At 71.6% G+C, this 16,578-nt stretch carries 19 protein-coding genes; 8 read left to right on the forward strand and 11 right to left on the reverse strand.

What is annotated here, in order from left to right; genetic code table 11:
- Positions 1-64: 64 nt before the first annotated feature.
- The gene (locus tag SM754_RS12130; RefSeq protein ID WP_323676499.1) at positions 65-709 is read right to left on the reverse strand and encodes a DUF998 domain-containing protein; all 645 of its coding nucleotides are present in this window, start codon (positions 707-709) and stop codon (positions 65-67) included.
- A 251-nt stretch (positions 710-960) separates the two neighbouring features.
- Between SM754_RS12130 and SM754_RS12135 the strand changes: the two genes are divergently transcribed.
- From SM754_RS12135 to SM754_RS12145, 3 genes are all read left to right on the forward strand, one after another.
- The gene (locus SM754_RS12135) at positions 961-1,539 is read left to right on the forward strand and encodes an NADPH-dependent FMN reductase (protein ID WP_323676656.1); all 579 of its coding nucleotides are present in this window, start codon (positions 961-963) and stop codon (positions 1,537-1,539) included.
- Between the two features lie 98 nt (positions 1,540-1,637).
- Positions 1,638-2,729: a phosphotransferase family protein gene (locus tag SM754_RS12140; RefSeq protein WP_323676500.1), complete on the forward strand. Its 1,092-nt coding sequence runs from the start codon at positions 1,638-1,640 to the stop codon at positions 2,727-2,729.
- Between the two features lie 74 nt (positions 2,730-2,803).
- A complete protein-coding gene (locus SM754_RS12145; RefSeq protein WP_227131195.1) occupies positions 2,804-2,998 on the forward strand; it encodes a cold-shock protein in 195 nt (64 codons plus the stop codon).
- 395 nt (positions 2,999-3,393) lie between these two features.
- On the opposite strand, the gene SM754_RS12150 is transcribed toward SM754_RS12145, so the two are convergent.
- The 3 genes from SM754_RS12150 to SM754_RS12160 form a co-directional block, all read right to left on the reverse strand.
- Complete coding sequence (locus SM754_RS12150; RefSeq protein WP_323676501.1) at positions 3,394-4,416, reverse strand: hypothetical protein; 1,023 nt, start codon at positions 4,414-4,416, stop codon at positions 3,394-3,396.
- A gap of 128 nt (positions 4,417-4,544) precedes the next feature.
- Entirely contained in the window at positions 4,545-5,351 is an 807-nt protein-coding gene (locus tag SM754_RS12155; protein WP_323676502.1) for a hypothetical protein, read from the reverse strand.
- Between the two features lie 4 nt (positions 5,352-5,355).
- Positions 5,356-6,993, reverse strand: a complete 1,638-nt coding sequence (locus tag SM754_RS12160; RefSeq protein ID WP_323676503.1) for a lipopolysaccharide biosynthesis protein — start codon at positions 6,991-6,993, stop codon at positions 5,356-5,358.
- 119 nt (positions 6,994-7,112) lie between these two features.
- Here SM754_RS12160 and SM754_RS12165 point away from each other — a divergent pair, with 119 nt between their 5' ends.
- The 4 genes from SM754_RS12165 (at position 7,113) to SM754_RS12180 (ending at position 9,993) form a co-directional block, all read left to right on the forward strand.
- On the forward strand, positions 7,113-7,325 hold the full coding sequence (locus SM754_RS12165; protein WP_323676504.1) for a hypothetical protein: 213 nt from the start codon (positions 7,113-7,115) through the stop codon (positions 7,323-7,325).
- A 684-nt stretch (positions 7,326-8,009) separates the two neighbouring features.
- A complete protein-coding gene (gene hisD / locus SM754_RS12170; RefSeq protein WP_323676505.1) occupies positions 8,010-9,293 on the forward strand; it encodes a histidinol dehydrogenase in 1,284 nt (427 codons plus the stop codon).
- Positions 9,294-9,403: 110 nt separating this feature from the next.
- Positions 9,404-9,769 carry a HesB/IscA family protein gene (locus SM754_RS12175; protein WP_323676506.1) on the forward strand — a complete coding sequence of 122 codons (366 nt, stop codon included), beginning with the start codon at positions 9,404-9,406 and terminating at the stop codon, positions 9,767-9,769.
- Positions 9,770-9,810: 41 nt separating this feature from the next.
- Positions 9,811-9,993 (forward strand): DUF4177 domain-containing protein, encoded by a 183-nt coding sequence (locus SM754_RS12180; RefSeq protein WP_323676507.1) that lies wholly within the window; start codon positions 9,811-9,813, stop codon positions 9,991-9,993.
- A 15-nt stretch (positions 9,994-10,008) separates the two neighbouring features.
- Here the strand turns inward: SM754_RS12180 and SM754_RS12185 are convergent, their stop codons facing one another.
- The 7 genes from SM754_RS12185 to SM754_RS12215 form a co-directional block, all read right to left on the reverse strand.
- Positions 10,009-10,494 carry a cupin domain-containing protein gene (locus SM754_RS12185; protein ID WP_323676508.1) on the reverse strand — a complete coding sequence of 162 codons (486 nt, stop codon included), beginning with the start codon at positions 10,492-10,494 and terminating at the stop codon, positions 10,009-10,011.
- A gap of 99 nt (positions 10,495-10,593) precedes the next feature.
- Positions 10,594-10,794 carry a dodecin gene (locus SM754_RS12190; protein ID WP_323676509.1) on the reverse strand — a complete coding sequence of 67 codons (201 nt, stop codon included), beginning with the start codon at positions 10,792-10,794 and terminating at the stop codon, positions 10,594-10,596.
- A 48-nt stretch (positions 10,795-10,842) separates the two neighbouring features.
- Positions 10,843-11,508, reverse strand: coding sequence for a DUF2238 domain-containing protein (locus SM754_RS12195; protein ID WP_323676510.1), 666 nt, complete (start codon positions 11,506-11,508; stop codon positions 10,843-10,845).
- Positions 11,505-12,122 (reverse strand): hypothetical protein, encoded by a 618-nt coding sequence (locus SM754_RS12200; protein ID WP_323676511.1) that lies wholly within the window; start codon positions 12,120-12,122, stop codon positions 11,505-11,507. Before SM754_RS12200 ends, SM754_RS12195 begins: the two co-directional genes overlap by 4 nt.
- A 111-nt stretch (positions 12,123-12,233) precedes the next feature.
- The gene (locus tag SM754_RS12205; protein ID WP_323676512.1) at positions 12,234-13,199 is read right to left on the reverse strand and encodes a DUF1028 domain-containing protein; all 966 of its coding nucleotides are present in this window, start codon (positions 13,197-13,199) and stop codon (positions 12,234-12,236) included.
- A gap of 95 nt (positions 13,200-13,294) precedes the next feature.
- Entirely contained in the window at positions 13,295-13,804 is a 510-nt protein-coding gene (locus SM754_RS12210) for a DUF7528 family protein (protein WP_501993787.1), read from the reverse strand.
- Between the two features lie 159 nt (positions 13,805-13,963).
- A complete protein-coding gene (locus SM754_RS12215) occupies positions 13,964-14,698 on the reverse strand; it encodes a YihY/virulence factor BrkB family protein (protein ID WP_323676514.1) in 735 nt (244 codons plus the stop codon).
- A gap of 314 nt (positions 14,699-15,012) precedes the next feature.
- Here SM754_RS12215 and glmM point away from each other — a divergent pair, with 314 nt between their 5' ends.
- The gene (glmM, locus tag SM754_RS12220; RefSeq protein ID WP_323676515.1) at positions 15,013-16,347 is read left to right on the forward strand and encodes a phosphoglucosamine mutase; all 1,335 of its coding nucleotides are present in this window, start codon (positions 15,013-15,015) and stop codon (positions 16,345-16,347) included.
- The last annotated feature ends 231 nt before the right edge of the window (positions 16,348-16,578 follow it).

The following is a 16,578-nucleotide window of genomic DNA, read 5'->3' on the forward strand; positions in this document are numbered from 1 at the left end:
TTCATTCCGACGGTACGGCGTCAGCGTTCGCGAGCGGTATCCGCTCAGCCGTCGCGCGGAGCGCTCAGGCGACGGTGGTGGTCTCGCCGCGGCCGAGCAGGTAGCCGCCGAAGGCGACGAGCCAGAGCATCGCCGGGTAGAATATCATGCGCTCGGCACCGCCGTGGTCGATAGCGCCGAAGACCGCGGGGTTCCCGGCGTCCCCGACGATCATGAGCGCGAGGAACGCGATGCCGACGACGCCCGCGAGGACGGACGCGTACCGCATCGCGCCGCGGACCTGCGTCCCCGCCCCGATCGCCTGCACGTTGAAGAACAGGAACGCGAGGAGCGCGCCGAGACTGTGGAGGTCGCTGGTGCCGAGCGGCACGGCGCCGGCGACGACGGCACCGAGGCCGGCGAGTACGAACGCGCCGAGGAGCCAGCGCTTCCCGTGAACGCGGTGGTAGTAGTACCCGCCCGCGACGTTCAGGAGGCCGACGAGCACGAGCGAGGCGTTGAACAGCCACGCGGTCTCGGGGAACACCCCGAGGTCGCTGATGGCGCTCGCGCCGAAGTCGTACCCGGGAGCCATCGCCGCGGCGAGCATGATGACCGTCATGAACTGCGCGGAGAGGACCGCGAGGACGAGACCGGCGCGACGCCGCGCCCGGACCGTGCCGGTGGTCGATTCGGTGACGAGGTTCTCGGTGAGGGTGGTTTCAGTCATCGCGGATCACGTGGAGAGACGCGCGGAAGGCGGATATCTCCGAGCGGTGGGTCTCAGCGCGCGAGAACGACGACGACTGCTGACGGACGCTATCGGCCGCCATCGACGGGACACCGCTCGCGTGTCGTTGCACCGCCGACGACCGACGCGAATCGTGGGCGCGGCCCCGCCCGCCTTCGTGTTCGTTTCGCTACAATACGTCGTTTCAGCGACCGCTTAACTCGGTCCCACCGGAACCCCGAGACGTGACGATGCTCGGAACTGACACACCGACGGTGGTGGCGTTGTGCGGGAGTCGACGCGACGCGAGCAAGACGAAGGTCGTGCTCCGCGCAGCGCTCTCGACGGCCCGTGACCGCGGCGCCGACACGCGACTCGTGGACCTGGACGCGTACGACCTCCCGCCGTTCGACGCGGACGCGACGGACGCCGGCGACGCGACGACGCTTCGGCGCCACGTCGCGGACGCGGACGCCGTCCTCCTCGGCACACCGAACTATCACGGGTCGTACTCGGGCGTCCTGAAGAACGCCCTCGACTACCTGGGGCGCGAGGAGTTCGGCGGGAAGACCGTCGGCCTCGTGGAGGTCGCTGGCGGGCGGTTCCCGGGGAGCGCGCTCGCGCACCTCCGGACGGTCGCACGCACCTTGAACGCGTGGACGCTCCCCGTGGAGGTCGCGGTGCCGTCGTCCCATTCGACGGTGCGAGCGGACGAGATCGTCGACGACGGTGTCGCCGAGCGCGTCGCGGACCTCGGCACCGACGTCGTCGACTACGCTCGCCTCGACGACCATCCACCGTGTCGACCCGCGTCCACGGCCGGGGACTGAGGACTGGGGCCACGGCGTCGCGTCTCGCCGCTAACGTGCGAGTGAACGACTCGCATGCGGCCGATAGCTTCGTGTGTTCGAACGCCGCGAGTGCGGACGTGACCGACGAGTGGACGCGAGCGGACGCCGACGTGTCGGACGACGCCGTCCGGGAGATGGTGCGAGAGCTCCGCCCCGGGTGGACCGTCGAGCGCGTGGAGCGCGCTGCGGACGGGACGGACTTCGTGGCGACCCTCGACGTCTCGACGTCGACCGGCGACCGACGCGTCGTCCTCAAGGCGACGACGGCGACGTGGGTCGACGCCGAGGTCGCGCGCGCCGAGCCGCGACTCCTCGAACGCGTCGGCCGGGAGACGACGACCCCCGTCCCCGACGTCTACGGGTACCGCGACGCACACGACGCGCTCCCCGCGCCGTTCTACCTCCTCGAGTACGTCCCCGGGGCGGCGCTCGAAGGCGAGGCCGACGTGCTCGACGAGCCTGCGGTCCGCCGCCTGCTACGGGCGGCCGGCGAGAACCTCGCGGCACTCCACGACCTCGGGACGCTCCCCGGCGTCGGGACCGTCGGCGTCCGCGACGGCGACCTCGCGGTCCTCGACACCGACGACAACCCACGGGCCGAGAACGGCCTCGAGAAGGCTCGCGAAGACTGTCTGGCGGCCATCGACTCGCTCGACGACGGCGGGTTCTTCCCGGGCGTCACCGACGACCGCGAGCGGTTCGCGGACCTGCAGTCCGTCCTCCGCGCGCACGTCGAACGAACCGTCCCGACGCTCCCGGCCGCCGACGATCCGCGGTACTGTCACTGGGACTATCGCTACGGGAACCTCCTGGTCGACGTCGACACCGGCGCGACGAACGCCGTCCTGGACTGGGCGAACCTCTCGGCCGCGGAACCCGCGAGCAACCTCGCGTCCGCGGAGTTCAACCTGCTCGACGCCGGCGACCCCGACGACGCCACGCTCGCCGCGCGCCGGCGGACGTTCCGGGACGCGTACGCCGCAGCTCGCGACGACGGGTTCGCGTTCACCGACGCCGTCCGCGAACGCATGGCGTTCTACGAGTTCGGCGAGCGCGTCGGCGCGATGGCGTGCTTCGGGCTCTGGCACCAGGACGCGAGCCCCAGCGAGCGCGCCGCCATCGAAGCTGACCACCGCGCGTTCGTCCGCGAGCGCTGCGACGACCCGTGAGGACGCCACCCGACAGTCGTGGTACCGCGTCTCTCGCAAGCCTTAACAGTGTACCGGCGCTCTGTCTGGTCGCAATGGCAGAAGGCGAAGTTGACTTCTTCAACGACACTGGCGGCTACGGTTTCATTTCGACTGACGACGCGGACGACGACGTGTTCTTCCACATGGAAGACGTTGGCGGTCCGGACCTCGAAGAGGGGCAGCAGGTCGAATTCAGCATCGAGCAGGCGGACAAGGGTCCGCGCGCGACGAACCTGACGCGTCTGTAACTACGGTCTTCGACCCGCCCCTCGGGGCGACGAAGATTCGATTTCTGACGGGGCGACTCGTCACGAACCCACCACCCGAGAGCGCGAGCGCCGTCGACCGTCCGGCGGCCGGCGTTCCGGCGAGCGACCGCGTTCGCGGTCTCGCAGCGAAGCTCTCCTGTCGCGAGCGCGAGGAGTGGTTCAACGAGTGCTCGTTCCCGCCGGGGAGTCTCGACCAGTTCGACGCCGCGGTCCTCCCGTCGGCGCTCGATCTCTCGGACGTCGAGCTAGTGTCCCGGCAGTCGCCACGGTTCGAGGTGACGGTCACTGCGGGCAACGACCGACCGGTCGGTACCGTCGACGCGGACGCGTCCGTCGGCGACGTTCGCCGGAGGTCGTCGTAGCCGGCCGGTCGGTCAGGCGCGCGCTTCTCCGGGGAGGAACGCGGCGAGGACGACGAGTGCGGGACCGACGACGAACCCGGCCCACGTGGCGACGCCGAGGAGTGCGACGCCGAGGAGCGTCCCGCGACTGGCGCGGGACGACGGCCGGTCGCCGATGGCGCGACCGAGCAGGTACCACCCGAGGAGCGCCGGTATCGCGACGAACGCGAGCGTGACGAGGACGCCGAGGGTGACGCCGGCGACGCTCGCGGCGACGGCGGTCTGGACGGCGACGCCCGCGGCACCGCCGCCGTAGAGCGCGGACGCGACCGCGAGGACGAGCGAGCGCGTCGTGCGAGCGCCACCGTCAGTGGCGTCCTCGCGGTCGCCCCCAGTCCACCACGCGAACGCGCCGAGGGTCGCGAGCGCGCCGAGGAGGATGGGCCCGTACACGAACCACGCCGGCTGGCCCTCCCACTCGTGGATGCGCGGTCGGTCGAGGGGGACGGTGACGTACTCCTCGACGCCGAAGGTCTCCCGATGGCCGACGACGACGCCGACGGCGCCGGCGCCGCGGTCGGGCTCGTACGCGGCGACGTAGTACGTCCCGGCGGTGTCGACGGTCGCGTTCAGCGCCGCGGTCCGGTAGAGCGCCGCGGGCGTGAACGGCTCGTACTCGGCGTCGACCGCCGGGTCGGGGTCGACGACGCGCGCGCCGTACCCCTCGGGGACCTCGACGTGAGAGGGCACGCCGTCCGTGCCGTTCAGCGCGGGACTCATGACGACGAACCCGGGCCTGAAATCGCCGTCGCGCGGCACGAACGTGCTCACCTGGAGGCGCTCGCCCGCGTCGAGGTACGTCCGGTAGTACGCGCTCTCGTTCGCCTCGACGTCGTCGTAGAACGACCACGACTTCGCCGGGTCGTCGACGTACGTCGCGTTCCCCGGGTCGTCGTTGTCCGCCGAGAACGCCGGCACGTGCCCGAGCGCTGGCGCGGCGACGGTCGCGAGCGCGATGGCGAGGAGACAGACGGCGAGCACGCGTCGTCGATGCACGTCTCTCCGGACGCGAGCTAGCGGTTCGTACCTTGCGCTTGCGGACCCTCGATTCCGGCGGTCGCGTCGATGGGTCGGTCGTCGAACGGGACGTCCATGGGTCGGTCATCCAACGGGACGTCGGTGTGTCAGTCGTCGACGGGGACGTCGAGCGCGTCGGCGACCGTGCGGAACGCGGTGGCGACGCGGTCGTACCGGCTCGTGGCATCGAACCGGAGTCGCGCTGGCCGGTTCGGGCCGAGCGCGTCGAGGGCCCGGGCCGCGAGACCGTCGCCGGTCGTCCACGCGACGCGGACGACCCCGTCGTCGGGGTCGAGTGCGACGCGTTCCAGCGCCCCGAGGTCGAAGCACGCGTCGTCGTTCACGCACAGCGACGGCGGTTCGAGCGCGTAGCGCGTGCCGGCGTCGATCCACGTGGCGAGCGGACGCGCAGGGAGGACGCCAGCCGGCTCGGTCGCGAGCGCGTCGGCCACGCGACCGAGGAGCGCGTCGGGGTCGGCCGCGGCGTCCGCGTCGATTCGGAACCGGCCGTGGTCGGGGACGTACGCGAGGACCTGCCGGCCGTCGCGGAACGCGTCGACGCGCTCGACAGCGACGAACCGATGCACGGAATCGAGCGCGAGCACCGCCGAGAGCGCCTCTCGGCCGGCTGCGACCGGCGCTCGCAGCGTCCGCACACCAGGTCCCGTCCGGTCGTCGCGCTCGTCCGCCGTGGGGGTGAACGCGGCACGGAGGTCGCCCGCGACCCCGGGATGGTCGGACGCGAGCGCCTGAAGGTCGACGCGGACGGTGACGACGTCGGCGTCGTCGAGGACGGCGTCGACGGCCGCGGCGGTCGCTCGGGCCTCGGTCGTCGCGTCGACGGTCGTCCGGACGACGAGCGCGTGCGTCGGGTCGAAAGCCGTCCCGTCGCGGGTGCGGGCGTTCCCGGACATGGTCTCAGGCGGGACGACGGGCTGCGAGCGCTTCGCGGTACCGGTCGGCGAGCGTGCCGACGAGGCGTCGTTCGACGGGCGTGAACCCGAGCCGGCGGAGGGTCGCGGCGTACGCGCCGAGCCCCAAGAGGACGCCGACCGCGAGCCCGAGCGCGCCGGGGAGGAGTGCGCGCGCGCCGAGCGCGGCGACGGCGAGCGGGACGGCGGCGACGAGCGTGTAGCCGTGGCGGCGCGTGAGCGGCTGGAGGCCCTCGAGGCGGTAGAGGACGACGACCTCGAGCGTGTTGTTCAGGGTGAGCATGAGGACGTACGTGCCGACGAGCCCGGGGAGCCCGTAGTTCGCGGTGAGGGGGATGGCGACGACGACGAGCGCGGCGGTGATGGCGGAGTTGACGACGAGGAGCGCGCGCTGGTTGTCCGTCATCATGAGGAGGATGCCGACGCTGCCGGCGGCGCAGGCGACGTACTGCGCGACGACGAACCCGGCCAGCAGGTCGGCGTGCGGGACGAACGCCTCGCCGAACAGCGCCATGAGCTCGCGTCGATAGACGACGACGGGGACGGCGGCGGCGGTGACGCCGACGAGGACGATGCGGCTCGTGACGTGATACAGTCGGCTGAGCGCGCGGTCGTAGCCCTCCTCGTTGAGTTCCGCGGCGACGGGCGGGATGAACTGGTTGATGGCGTTCAGGGGGAGGCGGACGAGCGACCCGACGAGGACGCCGACGGCGAACACGCCGCCGGCGAGGCCCGAGAGGAACCACGCGATGAGCGGGTAGAACCCGAGGCGCTGGGTGACGGTCGCGAACCCGCCGAGGAACAGCGGGAACGTGTACGTGACGTAGCGCTTCCAGAGCCCGCGGACGTCGGGGCCGCTCAGGCGCGGGCGGATGCCGCGGTCGCGGGCGAACCACGCCATCGCGACGGTGCCGACGAGCGCGCTCGCCGCGACGACGCCGGCGGCGACGAGCACGACGTCGTCGAAGACGAGGACGCCGACGCCCGCGACGGCGAGGTGCGCGACCGGGACGCCGACGCGCATCGTGAGCGTCAACGGGACGACGGCTTCGAGCCCGCGGAGGACGCCGCTGACGGTGAACAGCCACGCGACCGCGGGGAGGCCGACGGCGAACACGCGGAGGAGTGCGCCGAACTGGCCTTCGCGGCCGACCTCGACGAGGTCGACGATGGTGGGCGTGGCGACGTAGAGCGCGGCGCCGAAGGCGGTCGCGACGCCGAGCAGGAGGAGGACGGCGAACGTGACGATGGCGTCGCGCTCGGCGTCGTCGTCGGCGTTCGGGAGGAACCGACTGAGGCCGCTGTTGAACCCGAACGCGAGGTGGAGGAGGTACGCCTGGCTGCGGCGCGCGAGCGCGAACACGCCGTACGCTGCGGCGCCGAACCCGTTGGTGAGGGCGGCGGTGAACGCGACCGAGAGTCCGCGCTCGGCGAGGATACCGGGGACGGAGACGGTCGCGCCGTGTGCGACGCGTTCGAGCGCGTCCTCGAGGCGTGCCTCGACGACCGCGTCACTCGGTGCGGCGTCGGCGTCGCTCGGCGCGCCGTCGGCGTTCGCGTTCGCCGTGGAACCGCGTTCGCTCGAAGCTCCGTCGTTCGGTTCCGCGGTCGCGTCCGCTGTCACGCCAGTGGATTCTGCAGTGGACGGAATAAGTCCGATGGTGGCTACAGTGACGGTACCACGCATCATGAGGCGAGGCGGTCGGACGAAACGGACTTGGCGGGCGCGGCCGGAGTCGCCGCATGGACCGGAACCGGTTCGTGTCGCTGTCGTTCGTCGCGTTCGGGTGCGTGCTCGCGAGTTTCGTGACGCTCGGGTTCGGCCGGCTCGCGCTCGGGTACCGGACGGCGCAGTTGCTCGCGGCACCGTTCGGACTGGTCGCGTTCGTCCTCGTCGTCGTGCTGTTCGCGGTGTCCCTGCGGACGGTGCTGTTCGGCACCGACGACGCGACCTGAGATAACCATTGGAAACTTCCGAAAGCGACACCTATTTGTTCTGTGAGGTCCAACTGCGAATGCAGCGTGCGGTCCGCGGTCGCTCGGACCACGGGCATGGCCGCGCCGCGGCGAGACCGTCCCCCCCACGACTCGCCGTGGCACGGACGCCGACACACGGTCGCCTCGTCCCCCCGACGGGTCGATGCCTGGCGCCGCACTCCCCCTCGCGGCGTCGTGCACACGGCGTCTCGGAGCGACCGCGGCCGTCCGCAACGCGACGGTCCCGCACCTGCGTCAGACGGCACCCCAGCACGGCCGCACCGTACAGGAGCGGCCTGCTCCATGGGGTCGTCACCTATCACTCCGCACAGCGACGGTACCCTGAGCCGTCGCGACGACCCGCGACGACCAGCGACGACCCGCGTCGAGGAACGGGAGGCCACCTCGTCAGTTCGTTCGACAAGACCGCTCTCGGCGCCGAAGGCATCGAGGAGACCCCGCCCGAGAACTACGTCGACCACGGCGCGAGCGACGTCGACGGCCACGAGCCGGACTTCCTCGCCGACGGCGGCTGCGCGAACCGGGTCGTCGACAGCTGGTAGTCGCGACCCGTCGAGACCGTCGCCGGCGACGTTCGGGACGGTCCCGGCGGGGAACCCGCGAAGGAAACGGCTTTTCTCCGGTCGCTGTCAACGCCGATGCATGGACGTCAACGAGATCGCGGACCTCGGGAGCGACCGACGCCGTGCGCTGTTCGAACGTGACGCCGGCGTCGAGAGCGCTCGCGAGGACGTCCGCGAGGTCGTCGAACGAGTGCGCGAGGAGGGCGACGTCGCGGTCCGCGAGTTCACCGAGGACTTCGACGGCGTCTCCGTCGGGAACCTGGACGTGAGCGACGCCGCCGAGCGCGCGTACGAGGACCGCGTGGACCCCGCCGTCCGCGACGCCATCGATACCGCGGTCGCGAACGTCCGCGAGTTCCACGAGCGACAGGTGCCGGCGGACTGGCGCGACGAGTTCTCGCCGGGGCGCGAGCTCGGTCGGCGGTTCCGGCCGCTGGACCGCGTCGGCGTGTACGCGCCCGGCGGGACCGCCGCGTATCCGTCGAGCGCCATCATGGGCGTGGTCCCGGCGAAGGTCGCGGGCGTCGAGCAGGTGGTCGTCGCGACGCCGCCCGCCGAGGAGCTGAACCCGGCGACGCTCGCGGCCGTGCACGCGGCCGGTGCGGACGAGGTGTACAGTATCGGTGGCGCGCAGGCCATCGCGGCGCTCGCGTACGGCACCGAGACCGTCCCGCACGTCCAGAAGGTCGTCGGCCCGGGAAGCAAGTGGGTGACGGCGGCGAAGGCGGAGGTGCGCGGGGACGTCGACATCGACTTCCTCGCGGGGCCGAGCGAGGTGCTCGTGCTCGCGGACGACACCGCCGACCCCGAGCTCGTCGCCGCGGAGTTGGTCGCGCAGGCCGAGCACGACCCGAACGCGAGCGTCGTCGCGGCGACCGACGACGCCAATCTCGCGGACGACGTCGTCGACGAGGTCGCCGCGCAGGTCGACGGCCGAGAGCGCGAGGACACCATCCGGGAGGCACTGGCGAGCGACGCGTCCGGCGTGCTGCTCGCGCGCTCGATGAGCGAGGCGGTGCTGTTCGCGAACGAGTACGCCGCCGAGCACCTCGCCATCCACGCGGACGACGACGAGGCGCTCCTCGACCGCATCGACAACGCCGGGAGCGTGTTCCTCGGCTCGCACACGCCCGTCGCCGCCGGCGACTACGCCTCCGGCACGAACCACGTCCTCCCGACGAACGGCGGCGCGAAACGCCACGGCGGCCTCAGCGTCGACGAGTTCGTGCGGTCCACGACCGTCCAGCGCCTCGACGGGGAAGGACTGGGCGACCTCGCGGACGCCATCACCACGCTCGCCGAAGCCGAAGGCCTCGAAGCCCACGCCGAGAGCGTCCGCAAACGCACCGAGCGCGACGACTGACACCCGCCATGCATCGAGGTTTACGGGAGACGTAAACCCGGGGTCGGTGGTGGACGGGTTCGGTGCCGTCGACGCCACGCTTAACACGGTCGCGCTCCCTCAGTTGTAGTATGAGCACGGAAACCGCGAGCGCCGAGCCGGGCGGGTCGCTGACGGTCAGCGAGGAGGCCGCGTCCGAGGCGGTCTCGCTCCTCGAGAGCGAGGACATGGACGTCGAGGAGGCCGGACTCCGCCTGTTCGTCAAGCAAGGCGGCTGCGCGGGCCTGTCGTACGGGATGCGGTTCGAGCACGGACCCGCCGACGAGGACTCGGTGTTCGACCATCACGGACTGCGCGTGTTCGTCGACCCCGCGAGCCTCGACTACGTCGAAGGCAGCCACCTCGCGTTCGAGGGCGGGCTCCAGGGCGAGGGGTTCCACGTCGAGAACCCGAACGTCGTCAGCGAATGCGGCTGCGGCGAGTCGTTCCGGACCTGACGAACACAAGACACTTCTCGGGCGCCCTCGGAGTCGCGAGCATGTCAACGCGACAGCAGTGGGAGTACAAGGTCGTCGACCTGTCCACGTCGTTCCTCGGGAAGTCCGTCGAGGACCCGGAGGACCGACTGAACGAACTCGGCCGCGACGGCTGGGAGCTCGTCGAGGACCTCAGCGAGGCGAGCGGGAACTCGCAGTCCCTCGTGTTCAAACGCCCGCGCTGAGCTCCCGGTCCCGAGTCACTCCTCGCCGTCCCAGTAGTCGACCGCGTCCTCGGTCCGGAAGTACCCGTGTATCGAGCGTTCGTCGCGACTCCCCGGCGGTGCCCCGGCGAAGACGCCGACCTTCTCGCTGTCCGGGTACTCGACGACGTCCGGCTCCGTCATCGTCGACACCGCGAGGTACCGGAGCGGGTCGTCGCCGTCGTTCACGACGCGATGCGCGCCCTCGCGCCGCGCGGGACACGGGACGTACGTGCCCGCCTCGACGCGATGTTCGTCGTCGCCCAGACGCACGAAGCCGCTGCCGGCGAGCACGTAGATGGCCTCCGCGTTCCCGGTGTGGTAGTGGTACGGCCACGACCGCTTCCCCGCCGGCAGCTCGTAGAGGCTACAGCCGAGGTCGTCGCCGGCGCCGGCGGCCGCCGCGAGGCGCTTCCGTCGGAACGCGGACTCGCCGTGCTCGTACTCGCGCCACTCCAGGTCGCGCTCGTCGACCGGTTCCATGCCCGTGGGTTCGACGGACCACCTGGTAGGCGTTCTGGTGAGACGTCGGCCACCACGCGGGGACGGCGGCGTGCAGCGAGGGCGAGCGTCGCGGTCGCGTCAGCCTTCGAGCTCGAACGCGACCGTGACCTCCGCCTGGTACTCGCGGTTCTCGACGCTCGCGACCTCGACGCCGAGTTCGTCCACCTCGATCCAGAGGACGTTCTGGAGGGTGTCCTGCGCGCGGTCGATGGCGTCGTCGGCCGCGGCGTCGAAGCTCTCGGGGCTCGTACCGATGAGGGTTATCTTCTTGAATACCATCGCGTTCGGGTGGTCGACCGCACCCGACGTAAGCCTAGGGGCGCGCTATCACTCCACATGCGAGTCGTTCGCGAGTCGCGCCCGGAGCGCGCCGACGACGTCGGTGAGGTAGACGTGGCCCCAGACGGCGACGAGCGCGCCACCGACGAGGTCGAAGACGAGGTCGCCGAGGGTGTCCTCGACGCTGTACTGCGTGAGGACGTTCCCGATGCCGAGCGCGCGCGTCGCGAGCGAGATGGCGAACTCGAGGGTCTCCCAGACGACGCCGAACGCCATCGTGAACGCGAGGACGTACGCGAACGTGACGCGACGCGGCAGGTGGATGTCCTCGGAGTGCTCGTCGAGCGCACGCACCGTCGCGTACCCGACGGCGGCGACGACGCTCGCCGACAACGCGTGCGTGACGTCGTCCCAGACGGGGAGCGTCCGGTAGAACGAGTCCTCCATCCCGGGGAGGCCGACCGTCCCGAGCGCGTGCAGGAACGCGGCGCTCGTGATCCAGAGGGTCAGTCCGGCGTCCATGGGGACGTCGTAGTCCCGTTCGACGATGGCTGGGAGTTGGGTGACGACGAGCCCGACCACGCAGTTCACGACGATACCGGCGTTGAGCTCGTAGACGCCGACGAACAGCAGCCCGATGAGCGAGAGCTGCATGACTCGCGTGAGCTGCTCTTGACGGTGCTTCGGAAGGCCGAGCGAGGAGAGCGTGGTCATCGGACAGTCACTCCCGGCGGGAGGCGGTCCAGGTTCGCGCGTCGACGGACGTAGAACTCGAAGACGCCCGCGGCGAGCACGCCGGCGAGTATCGAGTACACGAACTCGATCATCAACGCCTCGTTGTCCTGCACGAACGGCGAGCCGAGGAACACGAACCCCGCGTACCGCGTCACCGCCCAGACGCCCGCGCCGGCCGTCGTGAACACGACGACCGAGAGCACCGCGAACCCGAGGGTCATCTTCACGGGCGTGAACACGTGCAGCTCGACGGCGACGATGAGCGCCACCGCCGCGACCGCGAGGTACGTCGCGAGCGCCTCCGTGACCGGGAGGGTCGCGAACAGGCGGCCGAGCATCGGGAGTGCCGCGAGCGCGACGACCTCCCACGGCAGCATGATGCGCGGGTTCCGGAACGCGACCGCGGGGAGCGCCGCCAGCGCGGCGACGCCCGCCGCGAACACAGCCGACGGGACGCCGCCGAGCAGCAGTTCCGTCGCCGCGTCGACGACGAGCACCGCGACCACCACCCACGCGAGCGCCGCGTTCACCCGATGATCCTCGAACAGCCCCGCGAGGTCCTCCTCGAACGACCCACCGTCAGCCCCTGACATACCCCGACGTAGACGGGTGCGAGGGAAAAAGCCTCCTCCCCGGCAGCGGGTCCGTGCGTCGGACCGAGCCAGGATCGCACGTGCCTGCTCGCGGTCGAGGCGCCGAAGCGCCTACTCGCGGTCCAGGCGCTGCAGGCCGTGCCAGATCGCGTCGACGAGTTCGGCTTCGCCCTCGCCCGAGGCGTCCTCCCAGCCGCGGACGAGCGCGTCCTCGATGACCGAGAGGTCGTGGTTCTCGAAGTTGTTCATCCCGCGGAACCCCTCGAGCGCGTCGCGTTCGGCGTCCCCGAACCCGGCGTCGGCGACCGACTCGGGGTCGCCGTCGTAGAACCCGAGGTCCGCGAGCGTCGCCGCGACCTCGCGCGCGACCTCGCCCTCGAGGTCCCGGACGACGTCGGGCTCCTCGCGCGCGAGCAGCGTCACGTCGTACACCTTGAACACGCGTTCGAGCTCGTCGATGGGGTGCTCGTGGTCGTCGATGCGCACGTCTATCCACCGGTCGTTCCTCCCGTCGTAGCCGCCCTCGGGTTTCGCGACGTACATCGCCGCGGACTGCTCGCCGCGGGAGTCACCGCCGGCGTCGTTCCCGGCGTGCAGCGCCGCGAGCAGCTTCTCGGGGAGCCCGCCGTCGGTCGCCTCGAACGCGTCCGCCATCGCGGGCAGCGTCTCGTCGTTCTCCAGGATGTTCCCCTGGACCGTGTAGTGCTCGCCCTGGATGTCCCCGGCGACGTCGAAGCACTCGTCGCCCGTGAACGCCGCCACCGACCCGTCCTGGCCGACGACGCCGACCTGTCGCTGCGGGGCCTCCTCGTCGCCGTCGGTGAGCTCGTCGACGACCTCGTCGGCGGGGTGACCGTCGCGAAGGAGGTCGAGGCCGTCCGGGCCGTACGCGACGTTCGCGAACGACTGCGTCGCGATAGCGCCGGCGCTCGCGTCCGCGAACGGGACGACGCTCCCGACGCTCACGAACTTCGACTGCACGGCGACACCGACCGCGTCCCGGTCGGGGTCGCGGGCGACGATGGAGAACGTCGACGGTCGCGGCCCGCTGCTCGCCCTCGCGTGGTCTCGTGACATGGCCGAGGGCACGGCACGCGGTCGCAAAAGGACTGGCGTCCCGGCAGCCCCGCGGTCTATCACCGAACGCCCGGCGGCCACATCCGACCGTTCCGTCAGTCGTCCGCGGGCATCACCCCCAGGTGGTCGCCGTTCGTCGATTCGTCCGCGGACGCGGTCGCGTCCGCGCCCTCGCCGTCATCGGTCTTCTCGACGGTGAGGGGCTGACGGGACGCGAGCTCGCAGTCGAACGCGGGATGCTCCGCGTAGTGCCACACGAGCATGTGCCGGCGCCCGCCGGTGAGGCCCGACCGCTCGACGTCCGACGCGGTGAACGACGCGGGGAGCTGCTCGTAGACGCGCTCGCAGGCCTCGAAGGACTCGAACACCTTCTCGTGGCCGGCGGAGTCGGCGCCGCGGCGCGCGACGACGTACGCGTCGTCCTCGCGGTGCGTGCCCGTCGTGTGGACGTACTCGGTGGTGCGCGTGAGCGCGTTCGACAACGCGTCGCGTAACTGTGCTGCTTCGTCGCGGCTCAGGTCGTGCGTTTCGTCGCCGACGCACAGGGACAGGTCGTGGTCGTCGGCTACGACGGTCGGCTTACCGTCGGAGAATTTCTCGACCAGGAGCCTGGGAACTCCGTGTCATTGCAACCCCCTCTTTCGCGCCGAGTGGCATAAACGCTGGTGGTGATGCAGGTTCTGCCTGTCGGACCGCCACCCGAACCGTTCGTCGGTCGCGCCCGTCCCGACGGGTCGGTCGCGGACGCCGGTCGGTTCGGTCGGTCACGCGTCGAGCGTGGCGGTGAGCGCGACCGCGACGAGGAGCGCGAGCGCGCCGAGGTAGAGGGACGTGACGACGAGGATGAGGCCGCCGATGACGCCGTACGCGGGCGAGTACGACCCGTACGCGGCGTACACCTCGAACCCGAACCGGAGTGCGGACCACGCGACGGCGGTCGTGCTCGCGCCGAGGATCGCGGCACGCAACCCCGGCCGTGTCGGCGGGAGCGTCACGAACACGGGGAAGAGCGCGAGCGCGACGGCGACGACGTGCAGGACCTGCCACGTCAGGCCGCCGGACGTGGTGAGGAGCCCGGACGCGGCGAGCGCCATCCCGATGGAGATGGCGGGGACGACGACCGCGCCGGCGAGCGCTCGCGCCGCGAGCCCGTCGTCGGCCGTGGTCTCGTAGACGCGTTCGAACGCGGCTTCGAGGGCGGCGTAGAGCCGCGACCACCCCCATAGGAGGCCGAGCACGCCGACCGCGCCGAGTCCGGTCGCGCCCCGGGAGTCGACGAGTGCTCGCCGGAGGAGCGACCGGCCGTCCGCCGTCAGTACCCCGTCGAGGTACGTGAGCGTCACGTCCGCGAGGACGCCTCCGTACACGAGCTGCACCGCGACGAACCCGAGCGCGAGCACGGGAACGAGCGACCCGAGCCAGTAGTACGCGACCGCGGCGGCGACGAACGAGACGTCCGCGCGCCGTGCGCGAGCGACCGCCTCCGTCGGTGCGCTCACGACCACTCGCGGTCGGTGTTGGACGCACCGACCGCCGAGGCGGCGGGCGGTTCCAGGTCGTGCAACCCGGTCACCGACGCCCACCGAACGGCGGGCGGGCCGCGGCACGGAGCGCGATGGCGTGTCATCGGTCTGTCGTCGACGCACAGGAGCGTCGTTATGATGCCGTTACCCGGCGTCGACGAGGCCGCTTCGAGCGCGGTACGACGACACTACCCGCGGGACGCCGCGCCGGGAGCGTACGGCGACCGGTCGCTCGCCACCGCACCAACGGAGAGGTTATAACTACCTGCCGGACGCCGGTATCGACTGTCATGTTCGGAACGAGCGGGATACGGGGTCGCGTCGGCGACGAGGTCACCTGCGAGCTGGCGCTGTCGGTCGGCCGGGCGCTCGCCGCGGAGGGCTACGGGACTGTCGTCGTCGGCCGCGACCCGCGGGAGAGCGGTGAACCGCTCGCGGACGCGGTCGCCGCCGGTCTCCGCGAGGGCGGAAGTGACGTGGTGCGCGTCGGGATGGCGTCCACGCCGACGGTAGCGCGCGCCGTCGAGTGGGTCGATGGAGACGCGGGCGTGTCCGTCACCGCGAGCCACAACCCGGCGCCGGACAACGGCCTGAAGCTCTGGACGGCCTCGGGGCGTGCGTTCGACGGCGCCCAGCAGGACGCCATCGCGCGCCGCGTCCGCGAGAGCGACTACGCGCTCGTCGACGCGGCGAACGTCGGCGCGGAACGCCGGCTCGAGGACGCCGTGGACCGCCACGCGGACGCGCTCGCGGACGCGGTCGACGCGAGCCTCGACGGGCTGTCGGTCGTCGTCGACGTCGGGAACGGGATGGGTGGCGTGACCGCGACCGTCCTCGACCGTCTCGGCGCCGACGTCCAGACGCTGAACGCGCAGCCCGACGGCTCGTTCCCCGGACGACCGAGCGAGCCGACGGCCGAGCACTGCGGCGCGCTCTCCGCGCTCGTCGCGGCGAGCGACGCGGACCTCGGCATCGCGCACGACGGCGACGCCGACCGCATGATGGCGGTGTCGAGCGACGGCGAGTTCCTCGCCGGTGACGTCCTCCTCGCCGTCTTCGCGACGGCCGTCGCGGGCGGCGGCGACCGCGTCGCCGCCCCCCTGAACACGAGCCTCGCGGTCGACGACGCGCTCGCGGCCGTCGGCGCGACGCTCGTCCACACGAAGGTCGGCGACGGGTTCGTCGCCGAGCGGACCGAGGCCGACGACGTCGTGTTCGGCGGCGAGATGAGCGGCGCGTGGATCTGGCCGGACGCCACGAAGTGCCCGGACGGCCCGCTCGCCGCCGTCAAGCTCGCGGCGCTCGTCGCGGCCGACGGCCCGCTCGCGGACCTCGCCGCCGCCGTCGAGACGTACCCGACGCGCCGCGAGAGCGTCGAGGTCCCCGACAAGGCGGCCGTGATGACGGCGGTCGCCGAGGCGGTCCGCGCGGACTTCGACGCGGTCGACGACCGCGACGGCGTGCGCGTCGACACCGACGACGGCTGGTTCCTCGTTCGCGCGAGCGGCACGCAACCGCTCGTCCGCGTCACCGCCGAGGCGCGCTCGGCTGACCGGAGCGACGCGCTCGCCGCCCGGGCCCGCGAGTACCTCGACGACGCGCTCGCCGCCGTCGACGGCCGCTGACCCGCCCCGTTCGCGGCACGTCGACGCTAGGTACACTGCGGCTACCGAGCGCTCCGTGCCTGAACGGTCGTCTATAGCGAACCACCAACCGCTACATCGCGACGGGACACGCGGCGGAGCCACGGCGGCGTCGACCCGGTCGCCGACCGCTCCCGTCGCCGCGAGCCGCAGCTCATGGTGCCTCAAAGAGCCGTTTGACACACCGAACCACATTTCTCGCGACCGGTCGCA

The organism is Halorubellus amylolyticus (assembly GCF_034808145.1).
GTDB lineage: Archaea > Halobacteriota > Halobacteria > Halobacteriales > Natrialbaceae > Halorubellus.

Bases quoted from the DNA above. Each gene is read 5' to 3' on its own strand.
- SM754_RS12130 (WP_323676499.1), bottom strand. From the start codon at position 709: ATGACTGAAACCACCCTCACCGAGAACCTCGTCACCGAATCGACCACC.
- SM754_RS12135 (WP_323676656.1), top strand. From the start codon at position 961: ATGCTCGGAACTGACACACCGACGGTGGTGGCGTTGTGCGGGAGTCGA.
- SM754_RS12145 (WP_227131195.1), top strand. From the start codon at position 2,804: ATGGCAGAAGGCGAAGTTGACTTCTTCAACGACACTGGCGGCTACGGT.
- SM754_RS12155 (WP_323676502.1), bottom strand. From the start codon at position 5,351: ATGTCCGGGAACGCCCGCACCCGCGACGGGACGGCTTTCGACCCGACG.
- SM754_RS12165 (WP_323676504.1), top strand. From the start codon at position 7,113: ATGGACCGGAACCGGTTCGTGTCGCTGTCGTTCGTCGCGTTCGGGTGC.
- hisD (WP_323676505.1), top strand. From the start codon at position 8,010: ATGGACGTCAACGAGATCGCGGACCTCGGGAGCGACCGACGCCGTGCG.
- SM754_RS12175 (WP_323676506.1), top strand. From the start codon at position 9,404: ATGAGCACGGAAACCGCGAGCGCCGAGCCGGGCGGGTCGCTGACGGTC.
- SM754_RS12180 (WP_323676507.1), top strand. From the start codon at position 9,811: ATGTCAACGCGACAGCAGTGGGAGTACAAGGTCGTCGACCTGTCCACG.
- SM754_RS12185 (WP_323676508.1), bottom strand. From the start codon at position 10,494: ATGGAACCGGTCGACGAGCGCGACCTGGAGTGGCGCGAGTACGAGCAC.
- SM754_RS12190 (WP_323676509.1), bottom strand. From the start codon at position 10,794: ATGGTATTCAAGAAGATAACCCTCATCGGTACGAGCCCCGAGAGCTTC.
- SM754_RS12195 (WP_323676510.1), bottom strand. From the start codon at position 11,508: ATGACCACGCTCTCCTCGCTCGGCCTTCCGAAGCACCGTCAAGAGCAG.
- SM754_RS12200 (WP_323676511.1), bottom strand. From the start codon at position 12,122: ATGTCAGGGGCTGACGGTGGGTCGTTCGAGGAGGACCTCGCGGGGCTG.
- SM754_RS12205 (WP_323676512.1), bottom strand. From the start codon at position 13,199: ATGTCACGAGACCACGCGAGGGCGAGCAGCGGGCCGCGACCGTCGACG.
- glmM (WP_323676515.1), top strand. From the start codon at position 15,013: ATGTTCGGAACGAGCGGGATACGGGGTCGCGTCGGCGACGAGGTCACC.